Below are 14,439 nucleotides of genomic sequence, written 5' to 3'. Positions count from 1 at the left end.
GCTGTGGATGCCTGAATCAAGATGATCTCCACCGCCCCATACACAGTTTGACGGGCTGTGGAAAGATCGCGCAGACAGCTCGGAAAGTATAAAAAAACACATATAAATCAACATATTAGGCTGTGTATAAATTTGTGGATTGTTGTCGCGGCGGCAATGTGTCCACAAAGGCACAAGGGCGAGGCCGCTACTTGTCCACCTGTGGAAAAGGTCGTTGCGTTCCACTTTCGTTCAAGGCGGAAGTGGCAGCCTTGGCGAATGGCGGCAAATCGGGCACAGCTTTCACACCGGGTTTTCCCTGCTTTCATCCACAGGGCCCGGTGGCAGCGTTGCGAAAGCGCACGGCCGGGGCTTTTTTCTGCCTCGATCCCGGCCTACTCTGTGCCTCCTGACAGGCCAGAAATGACATCGTCGATGACCGAAGACAGTTCACAGTCCCCGATCCGACACGCGCCGCTTGCCGGCGTCATCGGCATGCCGATCGCGCATTCGCGTTCCCCGCAGTTGCACGGCCACTGGCTGCGTCGGTATGGCATCAACGGCCATTACGTGCCGCTGCCTGTCATGCCGGAACATCTTGCCGAGGTTCTGCGAATCCTGCCTCGGGCGGGCTTTGTCGGGGTGAACGTGACGATCCCCCACAAAGAGGCCGTCTTGGCGCTGGCTGACGCGGTGACCGATCGCGCGGCGCTGATCGGGGCCGCCAATACGCTGATTTTTCGCCCGGACGGCAAGATTCACGCCGACAATACGGATGGATACGGGTTCATCGCGAACCTGCGGCAACACGCGCCGAACTGGCAGCCCGATGCCGGACCCGCCGCCGTGATAGGGGCAGGCGGGGCCGCCCGCGCGGTCGTGGCCGCACTTCTGGACAGCGGCGTGAAGGAGTTGCGGATCACCAACCGGACCAGGCTGCGATCTGAACAGATCAAGTCCGAATTCGGGGCGCGGCTTGTGGTCTATGACTGGGCGCAGGCCGGCAACATGCTGGAGGATGCGGCAACCGTCGTGAACGCGACTTCGCTGGGGATGACGGGCAAACAACCGTTGCGCGTGCCATTGGACGCGCTGTCATCGGATGCGCTGGTGACCGATCTGGTTTATACGCCGCTGATGACACCGTTTCTGACCGAGGCCGCGTCCCGCGGCTGCCATGTCGTCGATGGGCTGGGAATGTTGCTGCATCAGGCCGCGCCGGGTTTTGAGCGATGGTTCGGCAGGCGGCCCGAGGTTGACGCCGAAACCCGTCGGGTCGTGCTGGAATGACCTATATCCTGGGGCTGACGGGCAGCATCGGTATGGGAAAATCGACAACGGCGCAGATGTTTCGCGACCTAGGCCATCCGGTCTGGGACGCCGATGCTGCCGTGCACCGCTTGTATGCGCCGGGCGGCGCCGCGGTCGAGCGCGTCGCCGCGGCGTTTCCGACAGCGCTGCGCGATGGGGGCATCGACCGTCAGGCGCTGAAATCTGCGCTGTCAGCCGATCCTGATGCGCTGGACCGGTTGGAACGGATCGTGCATCCGCTTGTCGCCGCCGACCGATCCGAATTCGTGCGAAACCATGATCACCACGCCATCGTCGTTCTGGACATTCCACTTCTGTTCGAACAGGGCGGAACCGCGGGGCTGGATGGCGTGGCCGTCGTTTCGACCGATGCCCAGACCCAGCGCGACCGTGTTCTGGCGCGAAGGGACATGGATGAGGCGACATTCAGGATGATCTTGGCGCGGCAACTGCCCGACAAGGACAAACGCGTCCGCGCTGACTGGGTGATACCCACCGACACGCTTGAAGATGCGCGCAAGTCCGTGGACGCGATCTGCAAGGAGATCATGCATGCGTGAGATTGTCCTGGATACCGAGACGACCGGTTTCGATGCCGACAAGGACGACCGTATCGTCGAGATCGGCGCGCTTGAGCTGATCAATCATCTGCCGACCGGGCGAACCTATCACGTCTATATCAATCCCGAACGATCGATGCCGCAAGGCGCGTTCGAGGTGCATGGCCTGGGCGACGATTTTCTGCGCGACAAACCGAAATTTGCCGAGATCGCGGAAGGCTTCATGGATTTCGTGGCCGACGATGCGAAACTGGTGATCCACAATGCCAGCTTCGACATGAAATTCCTGAATGCCGAACTGCGCCGCGCGGGGTTCCCCACCCTGCCGTTCAGCCGCGCCCTGGATACACTGGCCCTGGCGCGCGAGAAATTTCCCGGCTCGCCCTCGTCGCTGGACGCGTTGTGCAGGCGGTTCGGTGTCGACAACTCGGGCCGGGAACTTCACGGCGCTCTTCTCGACTCCGAGCTTCTGGCCGAGGTCTATCTTGAATTGATCGGCGGACGGCAGCCGGATCTGGTGCTGGACGCGCCGGGCCTGTCGGTGGGATCTGGCGGGGGCGACGACGGCACCGCCGGGTCACGCCGCGCTGCGCGTCCCGCACCCCTGCCGTCACGGCTGACCCAGGCCGAGGCCGAGGCGCATGTCGAATTCATGGCGAAGCTGGGCGAACACGCGGTCTGGGCCAGATATTCAACCTAGGCGATACGGGACTTGCGCCGCGTTCGGGCACGGCACATGCTGCCTGAAAAAGGCGAACGGATGGGCATGCCGCAGTTATTCCGTGAATTCTGGGACTTCTGGTCGTCCATCTTCGAGCGGATGGACAAGATCCACATGGGCCTGATCGCCGCGGGGGTGGCTTTCTATGCCATGTTCGCGGTCTTTCCGGGACTTGCCGCGATCATCGCGTTGTGGAGCCTCTGGTTCGATCCGAACGTGATCATGGCCTATGTCGATGTGGCGCATGAATTCCTGCCCGACGGCGCAGCCGCGCTGATCGATTCCCAGATCAGATCGCTGACGGCGGGCGGACGGACCAGCGTTGGATGGGCATCCTTCATTTCATTCATGGTGGCGACCATAGCCGCGCGGGCGGGGGTCGACGCGCTGGTGCGCGGCCTGAACGCCGCCTACGGGGTGCGCGCGCATTCGACGATTTTCGGCTTTATCCTGGCCTATGGCCTGACCTTGGCGATCGTCGGTGTGTCGCTGGCGGGTCTGGCGACCATCGTGATCGTGCCGGTGGTGCTGAATTTTCTGGTGCTTGGTCCGGCGCGGGCCTGGCTGGTGGCTGGCCTGCCATGGGCGGCGATGTTCGCCCTGGTGATCATCGGGATCGGAATCCTGTATCGGTACGGCCCGAACGTGAAGACGCCACGCACACCGGTCTTCACCTGGGGCGCACTGTTCGCGGCGATCCTGTGGGCCGCGGCATCGGTCGCCTTCTCGGCCTATCTTTCCAGCTTCAACAGCTACAACCGCATCTACGGATCCATCGGCACGGTCGTGGCCTTGCTGATGTGGTTCTATCTTGCCGGTTTTTCGGTGATGCTGGGCGCGCTGATCAATGTGGAGCTGGCGCGGCGCAGACGTGTCCGCGCCGCGCGGGCCGTGCGAGAGACGGTGCCCGAGGGCTGAAGGCGAATTACGCCTCCATCCCTTCGGTCGAGGCAAAGAACATCGCCTGGCTGACGGCAGACCGCACCTGCTCTTCGCTGTAGGGCTTCGAGATCAGGAAGGCCGGCTCGGGGCGGTCACCGGTCAGCAGCCGTTCGGGGAATGCGGTGATGAAGATCACCGGAATATCGCCCATATCGGCCAGCAGCTCGTTCACCGCGTCGATGCCCGAAGACCCGTCGGCCAGCTGGATGTCTGCAAGGATCAGGTCCGGCCGGTCCTTCCCCGCCAGATCGATTGCCTGACGGTGGGTACGGGCAACGCCCGTGACGCTGTGGCCCATCGCCTGAACGATGCCCTTCAGGTCCATGGCGATGATCATTTCGTCCTCGATCACCATGACCTTGCCGCGCAGCGCGCTGCTCATCTCGTTCAGGGCGATCTGCACCAGCTCCTCGGCCTCGCCCTGATCCACCTGCATGATGCGGGCAATCTGGTCATAGCGCAGTTCCTCGATCGTGCGCAGCAACAGTGCCTCGCGCGAATTCGGGGTCAGGCGACGCAGATGATCCTGGGCGCGCTGTTCGCGCGTTGTCTGGTCTGTTTCGGCCACTGGCTGACCAGAGCTTTGCCAGATCGCGTGGAAGGCGCGGAACAGGCCCAGCCTGGTGTCGTCGTCACCGTCAAGAACCGAACGATCCGACAGGATCGCCTCAAGCGTTGCGGCGGCATAATTGTCACCGGCGCTTTGGCTTCCGGTCAGTGCGCGGGCGTAACGGCGCAGGTAGGGAAGCTCGCGCCCGATGGATTGGGCCAGATCGGCAGAAGCCATTTTCGATATCCTCAGAATTTCGCATGCGTTGCGGAACTTTCACAAAGCACTAATGGTTGCATCCCGTGCGCACAAGATTTCCGGGATTAACAAAAACATGACGACAAAGAGAGAAGACGGCCGGCGCGAGGCGGTCGAAAAGCAGATCGACGAGAATCTGCGCAAAGTGTATGAGCAGGACGTGACCGAGCAGATTCCGGATCGCTTTCTCGACCTGCTGAAGCAGCTGCGCGAGCAGGACTGACACCAAACCCTTGCGGGAAGGCGCTACGATACACTCATGAAAAAATCCGACTCGACCGAGCCGCGCGACCAGCTTGTGGATCATCTGCCCGCGCTTCGGGCTTTCGCCTTGTCCCTGACGCGCGAGGGCGCGTCCGCTGACGATCTGGTGCAGGACACCATCGTCAAGGCCTGGACCAATATGGACAAGTTCCAGCCGGGCACGAATCTGCGCGCCTGGTTGTTCACGATCCTGCGGAACACATTCTATTCGGCGCGACGCAAGACCAAGCGTGAGGTCAGTGACACGGACGGCATTCACGCAGCGCGGCAGGCGACGAAGCCGGATCACGACGGCAAGCTGGCCCTGCGCGATTTTCGTACCGCGTTCCAGCAACTGCCCGACGAACAGCGCGAAGCACTGATTCTGGTCGGCGCGTCGGGCTTTTCCTACGAAGAAGCGGCGGACATGACCGGGGTTGCGGTCGGCACGGTCAAATCGCGCGCCAACCGCGGTCGTCGCAAGCTGGCAGAGTTGCTGCAGCTAAGCGGCGCCGACGATCTGGACCTGACCGATCAGGCGACCATGGCCGTGATGGCGTCAAATCAGACCGTTTCCCGTTAGACAGAACCCGATATGCTGAGGCGATTGCGCGACAGGCTGGATTTTACGCGGCGTCTGGGCTTTCGTCTGGGCGCCCTTCTTTCCGTCGCGATCCTGCCGCTTGGCCTGATCTCGCTGGCGCAGAACCTGCACATGTCCCGCGAGGTTCAGCGCAGCGCCGAAATTGCCCTGCTTGGCCGTACGGCCTCGGCTGCCGCCGGGGAACGGGCGTTGCTGATCAGCGCGCTTGGATCGGCCGATGCGCTTGGGCCGGCGGTTCTGGACGCCTTGGACCGGACCGCGGATTGCAGCGACCTGATGCGCAACTTCATCCAGCGCAGCGCCACCTATATCTACGCGGGATTCGTGCCGCTGAGCGGTCTCAGCACCTGCAATTCCAACCCCGATGTCGGCGCGGTTGCCGACATGCGTCAATCGCCCGCCTTTCAGGAGTTCATGGCCGAACCCGGGACGCTGGTCACATCGCTTGAACAGGGTGTGGTCAGCGGGCAATCTGTGGTGCTGGTGATGCACCCCTTGTATCGCGACCGCGAATTGCAGGGATATATCGGGATCTCGCTGACCCACGAATTGCTGCGATCCACGCATTCGATCAATTTCGGCACCGAGGGTGCGCGGATCCTGACCTTCAATCACCGCGGCAATATCCTGACCTCGGATAGCGCGGATGAGGGCTCGCCGGATGACATCCTTCCCGCTGGTGTGTCGCTGCTCAGCCTGCTGTCGCGCAACGAGACGACGTTCCGCGCCCGCGCCAACACGGGCGAAATGCGCGTGTTCACTGTGGTTCCCGTGGTGCCGGGACTGGTCTATGCCTTGGGAAGCTGGAGCCCGAAACTGGCCGGCGTGGGACTGTTCCAACTGACGCGGTTCGGTGCGTTCCTGTTTCCGGCCGCGCTGTGGCTGGTGTCGCTTGCAGTGGCATATTTCGCTGTTTTCCGGCTGGTCCTGCGGCATATCACCGTCCTGCGGGGTCAGATGCGTCGGTTCGCGATCGGCAACCGTGACGAGCCGCCGCCGATCCTGACCGACGCGCCCACCGAAATCCACGATGTCAGCCAGACCTTCCACAACATGGCGCGGATCCTGATCCGCGACGAAGAGGCGATGGAGGATGCAGTCACCGAAAAGACCGTGCTGCTGAAAGAAGTTCACCATCGCGTGAAGAACAATCTTCAGTTGATCGCCTCGATCATCAACATGCAAAGCCGCGTGATCTCGGATGACGACGCAAAGCGGGTGCTGCGGTCGGTTCAGGATCGGGTGGCGGCGCTGGCGACGATTTACCGAAACCTGTATCAGGCCGAACATCTGGACGCTGTCGAGGCTGATCGGCTGATCGGCGACATCATCAACCAGATGGTCAACGCTTCGGTCGGTCCGGGCAGTAATCTGCGGGTCGAGACGAAGCTGCAACCGATGACATTGCTGCCCGATCAGGCGGTACCGCTGTCCCTGTTGGCGACCGAGGCGTTCACCAACGCCTTGAAATACGCGGGAACTCCGGCAGGTGAAGATGGTCCGTGGGTCAGGGTTCATCTGACCTCGCCCGAAACCGGAAGCGGTGTGTTGCGGATCGTTAATTCGACCGGCGACCGGGAAGTGGAAGACGAAGGCACGGGGTTGGGCAGCCAGTTGATCGAGGCGTTCTCGACCCAACTCGAGGGCGAGGCCCGGACGGCGTTCGAGGATGGAAGCTATGTCCTTGAACTGACCTTCGCGATCGAAGCCGCGACGCGCCCGCCCGGAACCGACGACCGCAAGGTGGTGCTGACTTCGGCGGCGCGCGATGGCGCCCGGCACTAGGCGGTATTCGCCCCATTGCCGCGCGACAACGCTTGCGCCTCGCAGACGGCGGCTTATCTTGACGCCATGACCTCGCGCACCACCCTTGATCTGAGCACAGGCGAAGGCCTTCTGGCCTGTCCGCGTTGCGATGCGCTGCATGTCGACGAGGAACTGACCAGCGGCGAGACCGCGCGCTGCGTGCGCTGCGGAACGGTGCTTGCGAAACCGCGCAGCGGCGCGTTCGGCCAGCTGATCGCCCTGTCGTTCACCTCGATGGTGTTGCTTATGGGCGCGGTGTTCTTTCCGTTTCTGGAAATTTCGCGCATGGGATTCGGCAATGCCACATCACTGTTCGGCGTCGCCCTGGCCTTCGCGGACGGCATCTTGCTGCCGTTGGTCGTCGCGGTGCTGGTCATGATCGTCGGTCTGCCGGTTCTACGCGCGTTCCTGCTGCTTTACACATTGGTGCCGCTGGCGCAGGGGCGGCCGCCGCATCGCCACGCCGCGACCGCATTCCGCTGGTCCGAGGTGCTGCGACCCTGGTCGATGGCCGAGATCTTCGTGATCGGTACCTCGGTCGCGCTGGTCAAGGTCGCCGGGCTTGCGACCGTGCATCTGGGTCCGGCCTTCTGGGCATTCTGCGCACTTATCATCGTCAACGCCGCCTCGCGCGGCTTCATGTGCCAGACGACGATCTGGGACGCGATCGAGGATGGCGGGCTGAAGACCGATGGCCGCGAACTGGTCGAAGCGCCCGAGGCCGGGACATGAGCGGCGGCGCGCAAATCCATGACGGCCCCATCATGACGGCGCATCGCGCCGGGCTGGTCGGGTGCCGAAGCTGCGGCAGGGTCTGGCCCGAAGACACGACCGCCTGTGCCCGCTGTGGCGCCCGCCTTTCCCCGCCGGACCGCCGCTGCCTGCAGGCGGTATGGGCGTGGCTGATCGCCGGCGTTGTCATGTATTTCCCCGCCAATCTCTTGCCGATGATGAGCACGCAGACCTTCGCGGGGCTGCAGGGCAGTTCCGAGGCGACGATCTTCGAGGGCGTGATGCAGCTGATCGATCACGGCAGCTATGACATTGCCGCGATTGTCTTCTTTGCCTCGATTGTCGTGCCGATCGCGAAATTCATCGCGATCTCCTGGCTGGCGCTGGTCGCCGGAAAGCCCGCCACCGTCGAACAGGCGCATACAAGGTTGAAGATGTTCGAGGTGGTCGAGTTCATAGGCCGCTGGTCGATGATCGACGTGTTCGTGGTTGCGATCCTGTCCGCGCTGGTTCAGCTGGGTTTCGTCGCATCCATCCATCCCGGACCGGCGGCGGTTTCCTTTGCGCTGTCGGTTGCCTTCACGATGCTTTCCGCGCAAAGCTTTGACCCACGGCTGATCTGGCGCGGCTTGCCGCTGCGCCGCCGTTCTAACGACGAAGACGACGGCAGGAACGACAAGACAGAATGAGCGATACGCCACCGCCGCCGCTGAAGCCGGCAAGCCCCGTCCGCAAAACCGCCGTGCGCGCCGCCCAGGCTGGCGTCAATGTCGTCTGGCTTGTGCCGATCATCGCGCTGATCGTGACACTTGGCGTTGCCTGGAACGCCTATTCGGATCGCGGTCAGATCATCGAGGTGGAATTCGCCGACGCCACGGGGATCACACCCGGCGAGACGACGCTGCGTTTTCGCGAGATCACCGTGGGGCAGGTCGAGGCCGTGCATTTCACCCCGGACCTCTCCAAGGTCGTGGTCGAAATCCGCGTCGAGAATGACATCGCCGACTATATCGATGCGGATGCGCAGTTCTGGATCGTGCGCCCGCAGGTCACGGCGCAGGGGGTCACGCGCCTGGATACCGTTCTGACCGGCTCGTTCATCGAAGGCTACTGGGATGCGAAGACCGATCCGCGGCAAACGCATTTCGTCGGCCTGGATCGCCCGCCCCTGATCCGAGAGGACGCGAAGGGAACCTGGGTCACGCTGTCGATGGACAGTGCAGACGGTCTCAGCGAGGGCGCGCCGGTCCTGTATCGGGGCGTTCAGGTGGGCCGGATGGAAAACCTGCGCCTGTCGCCCGATGATGACAACGTTGTTGCTGATGCGTTCATCGAGTCACCGCATGACGAACGGCTGACCACATCGACGGTCTTCTGGGACACCTCGGGTTTTTCGCTTTCGCTTGGTGCGAATGGAATCTCCTTCAACGTCAATTCGCTGTCGTCGCTGGTGCAGGGGGGGATCACCTTCGATACGCTGGTCAGCGGTGGCCAGCAGGTCGAGAACGGCCACGTGTTCACCCTGCAACCTGACGAAGAGGCCGCCCGCGACAATCTGTTCGTGGCCGACAGGGAAGGTCAGCTGAAGCTGAGCGTTCTGGTCGAAAGCACCGTCAGCGGGCTGGAAAAGGACGCCGATGTGCAGTTTCAGGGGCTGAGCGTCGGCAAGGTGACCGAACTGGCGGTGCGCGTCGAAGAAGGGCAGGACGGCGTCGATCCACAGGCGCTGCAACAGGTGTCGATCGCGATCTCTCCCAGCAGGCTTGGCCTGGCGGAGGATGCCACCCCAGAAGACGCGTTGGAGTTTCTGCGCGGAGCGGTGCAGGCGGGTCTGCGCGCGCGGGTGGCAAGTGCGGGCTTCTTCGGCGGCTCGCTGATCGTCGAACTGGTCAACATCCCCGACGCGCCCGAGGCGCAGATCGACATGGACGGCCAGCCCTATCCCATCGTGCCCACGGTCGAAGGCGACATCTCGGACTTTACCCAGACGGCGCAGGGATTCCTGACCCGGATCGGCGATCTTCCGATCGAGGAAGTGCTGAAATCGGCCACCGACATGATGAACAGCGTCACCGAGCTGGCCAGTTCGCAGGAATCGCGGGCGATCCCCGAAAGCCTGCGCAAGACCATAGACGAGGCGCAGACGACGCTGACCGATATTCGCACCATGGTTCAGGATTTCCGCGACAGCGGCGCGGCCGACAACGCCGGGACCGCGCTGGCATCGGCCAGCGAAGTCGCGGCCAAGCTGAACGAGGCCGCCGACCGTCTGCCGGCCATTCTGGAATCCCTGCAGACGGCGTCGGCTTCGGTTCAGGATGTCGATTTCGCGTCGATCGGGGCGCAGCTTGACGCGACGTTGCAGGACGTTCGTGACGTGATCGGCACCCCCGAGGCCGAGGCCCTGCCCGAAAAGATCGGCACCCTTGTCGCCACGCTGGACAGCGCGGCGGCGCAAGTGGATGCGCTGGCGGGCGATATTCAGCGGTCCGGAGCGGGCGAGAATCTGGGCCGGATGATTGACGAAGCCACCTCGGCTTTCCAGTCGGTGCAGGAAGCTGCGGTCGATGTGCCCGACATGGTGGATCAGATCGACGCCGCAGCCGCCAAGGTGAACGAGGTCGATTTCGCCCAGATCAGCGCGCAAGCCGAAGGCATTCTTGCCGATCTTCGCGCCATGCTGGGCAGCGAAGACGCCGAACGCCTGCCCCGCAATCTGTCCGACACGCTGCAGGCGGCGTCGGGTCTGCTGAACGATCTTCGCGATGGAAATGCCGCCGGAAGCCTGAACAATGCGCTGGATTCGGCCAGCGTCGCCGCGGACGAGGTGGCGAAATCGGTGCAGCAGCTTCCACAGCTGATCCAGCGCCTGCAGACCACGGCGGCACGCGCCGATGCGGTTCTGGCGGCTTATGGCGACCGGTCCGCCTTCAACGGCGAGGCGATTGGCATGCTGCGCGAACTGCGCCGCGCGACGGCCAGCTTCGGCTCGTTGGCGCGGATGATCGAACGCAACCCCCGCGCCTTTATTCTGGGACGCTAAGATGATGATCAAATCCATTTCCGCCGCGACTTTGCTGGCCGCCATGGCCCTGGCCGGTTGTTCAAATCCCGAAAAGACCGGCCGTTACCTGATCGACCCGCCGGTGTCCGGGGCACAGGTGCCCAACCGGCTTGGCACGGCCGAGCTGAAGGACGTGTCCCTGCCGGAATACGCCTCGGATCAGGAAGTGATGTGGCAGACCGCCGATGGCGCCGTGCGTTCGACCCCCGACAATCTGTGGGCCGACAATCCGCAGCGCGCCTTCACGCTGGCGCTGGCCCGCGCGATCTCGGACCAGTCCGGCGCGACGGTGATCGGCGAACCATGGCCGCTGGCCGAACCGCCGCAGCGCGCGCTGGAGGTGCGGGTCGAAAAGGCCTTGGCACAGTCGAACGGCACGTATCGGCTAAGTGGGCGATATTTCGTCTCGGACAGTGGCAGCGGTGGTGCCAATCACGCGCGAAGCTTTGATATTTCGGTGCCGATGACCAGCAGCGATCAGCCTGCCGCGATCGCGGCGGCGCTGTCACAGGCCATCTCGCAGCTGGCGGTGCAGATCGCGACATTGTCGGGGCCCGGGCGCACGATTGCGACACGCGCTGCCACCAACGACCCCTTCGCGCTTGATCCGCTGTTCTAGCGCCTGACGCCAGTTTGGCCTGAAAAAGTTTGGCGGATGACCTTTTGGGGGCCATCCGCCAATCCACCCGCGGGCGGGACTGAGCAGGGAGAAACTCGTTAAACTGACGTGCCCTGCGGGTGGTCCCGGTCGCACAACCGCGCGATCGGGATCTGTGTGTCCTGTTCGGCCCCGTCGCCGCCCATGACCTGGGCGATGACGGGCAGGACGAAACGGTCAAAGCAACTGCGATCAGGCCTGAACGCGCCGGGCCTGCCGACACCTCCGCATTCCTCGCAGTCAAGGATCGTACCCCAGCAATTCGGACACGCCCCCAGCGCGCAGGCCAGCATCTCGGCGTGGTCGATCAGCAGTTGGTTTTCGCGCTCAAGCCGTCTGAATGCGGCCCATGTAGGGCGGTCCGATCCGGGTAGAGGAGCCTCCGGATCGGACCGCCCCGGCATCGCCGCCCCAAGGCTTTCCAGCGCGCGGCGGGCCGGTTCATTCTCTGCACCCCCCGGCGCCGCGCCCAGAAGCTGAAGTGCGGCGATCACGGTGTTCACATTCTGCTTTTGCTGCGCGGACATGGTCTGGGAACTCTCTCTGTTGGCTTGCGGGTCGGGTTGTCCCCTTTTGCTTCCTCGCATTGCTGTTGGGCCTGTTTGCCATGGGGGTCGTGAAAACGGTGTGAAAGATCAGGCCCCACGGGCGTGAAAATGACCAAAATACGACGGAAATTTCGCGATTCTTGCGGGTCACAACCCAGAAAAGCGCGTCAGAGCGGCGTGAGCCGTTCCGGAGGCGATATTCCGTGACTGCCTGATACCGTGTGGATCGAACGATCAGCCGCAGCGATCAGGGCTGCAGCGCGTCCAGCAATTCGCCGTGCAGCCGCGGTCCCGCGACGATCAGCCCGTCGACCATCGCGCGGGGACTGTTGAATCGCATCCGGTGTCCGCGTCGGTCCGTGACCGCGGCGCCTGCCCGTTCGGCGATCAGGCTGCCCGCGGCGATATCCCATTCCCAGGCCGCGCGCAGCGACAGGGCGGCATCGAACCGGCCTTCCGCGGCAAGGCAAAGCCGCCAGGCCAAAGACGGGCGGAATTCGCGGATGAATCCCGGCGCGATTCCGCCGCGCCAGTGCGCCGCATCGGATGCGGCACGATAGGTCAGGACACTGGCCCCATCGATTCCGGCGTCGCTGGGGGTGATCGGCTGGCCATTCATCTGTGCCGGTCCGTCCGCTGCCGCCGTATAGCAACGGCCGCTGACCGGCAGATAGACGACCGCCGCGACGATCCGATCGCCTTCCGCCACGGCCAGCGAATGCGAAAACCCCTCTTGCCCTGCGATGAAGGCGCGGGTTCCGTCGATCGGGTCGATGATAAAGCAGCGCCGCGCGTCCAGACGTGCGGGATCGGCCTCGCTTTCTTCGGACAGCCAGCCGTAATCGGGCCGCATGCCGGTCAGACGCCGCTGCAGTTCGTCGTTCACGGCCAGGTCGGCCTCGGTTACGGGACCGGCGTCGTCGGGCTTTTCCCAGCTTTGCGGATCCTGACGCCAATATCGCAGCGCGATGTCGCCTGCCGCGCGTGCGGCATCGACCAGCAATGAAAGATCGTCGTCAGGCGCCCGCAACGGTCATTCCTTCAACCAGCAGGCTGGGCACCTCGGCGCCTCGCCATGGCAACGCATCTTTGCCAGCCCGCAATGTCATCAGCATGTCGCGCAGGTTTCCGGCGATTGTGCATTCGTTGACCGGATAGGCGATCCTGCCGTTCTGGACCCAGAACCCGGCCGCGCCGCGTGAATAATCGCCCGTGGTACCGTTGATCGAGGCACCCAGCATCGACGTCACCACCAGCCCGGTGCCCATCTCGGCCATCAGGTCGTCCGCGCCGGCATCGGCGGATGTCAGGATCACGTTGCTGTTGGTTGGCGATGGCGCGGAGGCCATCCCCCGCGCGGCCGATGCGGTGCTGTCCATGCCCAGCTTGCGTCCGGTCGCCAGATCCAGTGTCCAGCCCTGAAGAACACCATCCGCCACGATGCCGCGTTGGCGGGTCGCCAGACCTTCGGCGTCGAAGGGTCGCGACGAGGGATAGCGTGGCCGAAGCGGATCTTCGATCAGATCCATTCCCGACGGCAGAACCGGTTCGCCCATCGCCTTGCGCAGCCAGCTTGCGCCACGCGCGACCGAACTGCCATTCACAGCCGACAGCAGATGCCCGATCAGCGACGCCGCCACACGTCGGTCATAGAGGATCGGAAAGGCGCCGGTCGGCGGTTTGCGCGATCCCGCACGCGCCAATGTGCGTTCGGCGGCAAGGCGGCCAATCTCTTCGGGCTGGGGCAGGTCGTCTGCCCAGACCCGCGATTCAGCGGCATAATCGCGTTCCATCCCCAGCCCCTCGCCGGTGATCGCAACGGTCGATATGGCATGCGTGGTGCGACTGTAGCCGCCCGAGAACCCGTTCGAGGCCGCCAGCCAAAGATGACGGCGGCTGAAACTGGCATTGGCGCTTTCGACCTGGCTGATGCCTGCGGCCTGCAGTGCGGCGGCTTCTGCCCGCAGTGCCGCGTCTTGCAGGTGGTCGGGCGCGGGGTCGGGACGGTCGTCGCAGATCTGCAACGCGACCGCGTCGCGCTGGCTTGCCAGCTGTCCGGGATCGGCCAGACCAAGATAGTCGTCCACGGGCGCCTCGCGCGCCATGGCCACGGCGCGTGCCGCCATTTCGGCGATGCTGTCGGGACTGTGATCAGACGCAGAGACACAGGCCTGCCGTCCCCCGATCAGCACGCGCAGACCGATCTCGACGCCCTCGGCCCGGTCGGCATGTTCCAGCCCGCCGCCGCGCACATCGATGCTGACCGACTGGCCGCGCATGGTCAGCGCATCCGCCTGATCGGCGCCGGCACGCCGCGCAGCCGCGATCAGCGCCTCGGCCAGATCCCGCAGCTGCGCCGCATGTTCCCCAGAGGTCTGTTCGCTGCTCATCCCGTCCTCTTGTCGCTTGGCCCTTTTTCACGCGCCAGCACGCCCGGCGCAAACGAAAAGGGGCCGGACGGAT

The 14,439-nt window shown here is 63.9% G+C and carries 15 protein-coding genes; 11 read left to right on the top strand and 4 right to left on the bottom strand.

Going from position 1 to position 14,439, the window contains the following annotated elements; translation table 11 throughout:
• Positions 1 to 414: 414 nt before the first annotated feature.
• From J7359_RS02125 to J7359_RS02110, 4 genes are all read left to right on the top strand, one after another.
• Positions 415 to 1,269: a shikimate dehydrogenase gene (locus J7359_RS02125; protein ID WP_209054859.1), complete on the top strand. Its 855-nt coding sequence runs from the start codon at positions 415 to 417 to the stop codon at positions 1,267 to 1,269.
• Positions 1,266 to 1,850, top strand: a complete 585-nt coding sequence (coaE, locus tag J7359_RS02120; protein ID WP_209054858.1) for a dephospho-CoA kinase — start codon at positions 1,266 to 1,268, stop codon at positions 1,848 to 1,850. Before J7359_RS02125 ends, coaE begins: the two co-directional genes overlap by 4 nt.
• On the top strand, positions 1,843 to 2,550 hold the full coding sequence (gene dnaQ / locus J7359_RS02115; protein WP_209054857.1) for a DNA polymerase III subunit epsilon: 708 nt from the start codon (positions 1,843 to 1,845) through the stop codon (positions 2,548 to 2,550). The genes coaE and dnaQ overlap by 8 nt, the downstream gene beginning before the upstream one ends.
• Before the next feature lie 66 nt (positions 2,551 to 2,616).
• Positions 2,617 to 3,489, top strand: a complete 873-nt coding sequence (locus tag J7359_RS02110) for a YihY/virulence factor BrkB family protein (RefSeq protein ID WP_247740110.1) — start codon at positions 2,617 to 2,619, stop codon at positions 3,487 to 3,489.
• 7 nt (positions 3,490 to 3,496) lie between these two features.
• Here the strand turns inward: J7359_RS02110 and J7359_RS02105 are convergent, their stop codons facing one another.
• Positions 3,497 to 4,300, bottom strand: coding sequence for a response regulator (locus tag J7359_RS02105; RefSeq protein WP_209054856.1), 804 nt, complete (start codon positions 4,298 to 4,300; stop codon positions 3,497 to 3,499).
• A gap of 52 nt (positions 4,301 to 4,352) precedes the next feature.
• On the opposite strand from J7359_RS02105, the gene J7359_RS02100 reads away from it, so the two are divergent.
• From J7359_RS02100 to J7359_RS02070, 7 genes are all read left to right on the top strand, one after another.
• A complete protein-coding gene (locus tag J7359_RS02100; protein WP_247740109.1) occupies positions 4,353 to 4,544 on the top strand; it encodes a NepR family anti-sigma factor in 192 nt (63 codons plus the stop codon).
• A 36-nt stretch (positions 4,545 to 4,580) separates the two neighbouring features.
• Complete coding sequence (locus tag J7359_RS02095; protein ID WP_209054855.1) at positions 4,581 to 5,147, top strand: RNA polymerase sigma factor; 567 nt, start codon at positions 4,581 to 4,583, stop codon at positions 5,145 to 5,147.
• A gap of 12 nt (positions 5,148 to 5,159) precedes the next feature.
• Positions 5,160 to 6,953 carry a histidine kinase dimerization/phosphoacceptor domain -containing protein gene (locus J7359_RS02090; protein ID WP_209054854.1) on the top strand — a complete coding sequence of 598 codons (1,794 nt, stop codon included), beginning with the start codon at positions 5,160 to 5,162 and terminating at the stop codon, positions 6,951 to 6,953.
• 66 nt (positions 6,954 to 7,019) lie between these two features.
• Entirely contained in the window at positions 7,020 to 7,706 is a 687-nt protein-coding gene (locus tag J7359_RS02085; RefSeq protein ID WP_209054853.1) for a paraquat-inducible protein A, read from the top strand.
• On the top strand, positions 7,703 to 8,395 hold the full coding sequence (locus J7359_RS02080; RefSeq protein ID WP_247740108.1) for a paraquat-inducible protein A: 693 nt from the start codon (positions 7,703 to 7,705) through the stop codon (positions 8,393 to 8,395). The genes J7359_RS02085 and J7359_RS02080 overlap by 4 nt, the downstream gene beginning before the upstream one ends.
• Positions 8,392 to 10,749, top strand: a complete 2,358-nt coding sequence (locus J7359_RS02075) for an MlaD family protein (RefSeq protein WP_209054852.1) — start codon at positions 8,392 to 8,394, stop codon at positions 10,747 to 10,749. The genes J7359_RS02080 and J7359_RS02075 overlap by 4 nt, the downstream gene beginning before the upstream one ends.
• Position 10,750: 1 nt before the next feature.
• On the top strand, positions 10,751 to 11,389 hold the full coding sequence (locus J7359_RS02070) for a PqiC family protein (RefSeq protein ID WP_247740107.1): 639 nt from the start codon (positions 10,751 to 10,753) through the stop codon (positions 11,387 to 11,389).
• Positions 11,390 to 11,487: 98 nt separating this feature from the next.
• On the opposite strand, the gene J7359_RS02065 is transcribed toward J7359_RS02070, so the two are convergent.
• The 3 genes from J7359_RS02065 to J7359_RS02055 form a co-directional block, all read right to left on the bottom strand.
• The gene (locus J7359_RS02065) at positions 11,488 to 11,955 is read right to left on the bottom strand and encodes a hypothetical protein (RefSeq protein ID WP_209054851.1); all 468 of its coding nucleotides are present in this window, start codon (positions 11,953 to 11,955) and stop codon (positions 11,488 to 11,490) included.
• Between the two features lie 268 nt (positions 11,956 to 12,223).
• Positions 12,224 to 13,006, bottom strand: coding sequence for a 3'(2'),5'-bisphosphate nucleotidase CysQ (locus J7359_RS02060; RefSeq protein ID WP_209054850.1), 783 nt, complete (start codon positions 13,004 to 13,006; stop codon positions 12,224 to 12,226).
• Complete coding sequence (locus J7359_RS02055; RefSeq protein WP_209054849.1) at positions 12,993 to 14,366, bottom strand: TldD/PmbA family protein; 1,374 nt, start codon at positions 14,364 to 14,366, stop codon at positions 12,993 to 12,995. Before J7359_RS02055 ends, J7359_RS02060 begins: the two co-directional genes overlap by 14 nt.
• Positions 14,367 to 14,439 lie beyond the last annotated feature (73 nt).

Source organism: Paracoccus sp. R12_2, from assembly GCF_017744015.1.
Lineage (GTDB): Bacteria > Pseudomonadota > Alphaproteobacteria > Rhodobacterales > Rhodobacteraceae > Paracoccus.
Note: the sequence above shows the minus strand (reverse complement) of the source record. Positions and strands in the feature narration are given on the sequence as shown.